The sequence below is a fragment of the Mitsuaria sp. TWR114 genome, from assembly GCF_007997345.1.
The window spans coordinates 1-1394 of the sequence record NZ_VOSR01001144.1 but is presented as its reverse complement, the minus strand read 5'-3'; the positions used below and the strand labels follow the sequence as shown (position 1 = coordinate 1394).

2 protein-coding genes are annotated in these 1394 nt (G+C 63.5%); one reads left to right on the top strand and one right to left on the bottom strand.

Translation table 11 applies throughout. The features are described 5' to 3' along the window. On the top strand, positions 1-247 hold a 247-nt coding region (locus tag FUT87_RS28215), incomplete at its 5' end, for an N-acetyltransferase (RefSeq protein ID WP_147243088.1). Positions 248-673: 426 nt separating this feature from the next. Here the strand turns inward: FUT87_RS28215 and FUT87_RS28210 are convergent. Then, positions 674-1273 carry an isochorismatase family cysteine hydrolase gene (locus FUT87_RS28210; protein WP_091733584.1) on the bottom strand — a complete coding sequence of 200 codons (600 nt, stop codon included), beginning with the start codon at positions 1271-1273 and terminating at the stop codon, positions 674-676. Between the last annotated feature and the right edge of the window lie 121 nt (positions 1274-1394).

Genomic DNA, 1394 nt, shown 5'->3' with positions numbered 1-1394 from the left:
CGCCGAGCTGGTCCGTCTGTACGTGCAGCCGGCCTTCCAGCGTGTGAAGGTGGGACAGCGTCTGCTGGCCGCGGCGGAGGACGTCGCCAGGTCCACGGGTTTGCCCGCGCTGTGGTTGACAGCGTGGGACGGCAATCAACGCGCACGCGACTTCTACGCCGCGCGCGGCTACGCCGACATCGGCGAGACGGTCCACGTGATCGAAGGTCGGAGTTACGGCAACCGAGTGTTCCGCCGCGCGATCTGACGGCGGCGGCACGACGTAAGGTCGCCCGGCCGTCTGTTGGGCTGTGGAGAACTGCGGCTTCAGGCTGATCTGAGTCGTTCGTGGTCTAAGGCCTGAGGGGCAGCTGCTCCCCATAGCAGTCACAGGACTCCACTGTCCCGACGGGCGCCTTCATCCTCGGAACCGGCCGCTCGACTGTGGCGTCCGCCGCATGCCGACTTGAACGACCGCTTCTGTGCGACGCGACTGGCTCATGCCGACCCGATGCTGCCGCTCAGCTCGCGACCGTGAGCTACGGCAGAAGGCTGATGTCAGTCGGCCGTGCCCAACTCGTGGAACGTCGGCATCGGCCATCACCGGTCATTCGATGGCCTTCCCGGCACGTGGCCGGTTCACCGCTACTACCGGATACCGGACAGAGCTTCCGCCAGCCAGCATCTTTCATGCTCAGGCCTGAGCGACAAAGCCCTGAGTGGTGATCGCGTTGGCGTAGAAGGGCGCAATCTCGGAGAGGAACGCCGTCTGCTGCTCACGAGTAAATGCCGCCGACGCGTCGTAGATGACGTTGGTGTGGTAGCCCAGGTCATGCGCGTTTCGCATCGAAGATTCAACGCACTGCCTCAGCGCAAAGCCTGCGAGGTAGATGTCGAAGATGCGGTTGTTGCGAAGGTAGCTGTCCAGTGTGGTCGAAGCAAACACGCTGCTGCCGCCCGTTCGCTCGCGGATCACGTACTCGCCGTCCTGGGGCTCGAAGCCGGGAAAGAAGTCGGCCTGCGCACCGAGGAACGAGCCGTAGTCGCGCATCATCTTGCGCAGACCGTATTTCCCTTCGCCCAGCACCTTGAAGTGCGGCTCGAACTTGAGCGACGCATGAATGACCTCCATGCCTCTCTGGCGGGCCGCTGCGAGCGCGATCTTCGAGTTGGCGACGGCCTTGTCGAACTGCTCGCGGTCTTGGAACTGCCCGTTGATGCCGCCGGTCGGCGCCAACCAATCGTTGACGTACTCGATCAGGATCAGCGCGCTCTTGGACGATTGATTGCTCATGGTTTTGACTCCTTGGAGTGCGATTGGGTTGCATGAAATGGGGGTCAACCCGCCGCCAACAGGGCGCTTTGCTGGCGGAGATGCGCCAGGAAGCGGGAGGCGTAGTCCTCGGCAACGGCAT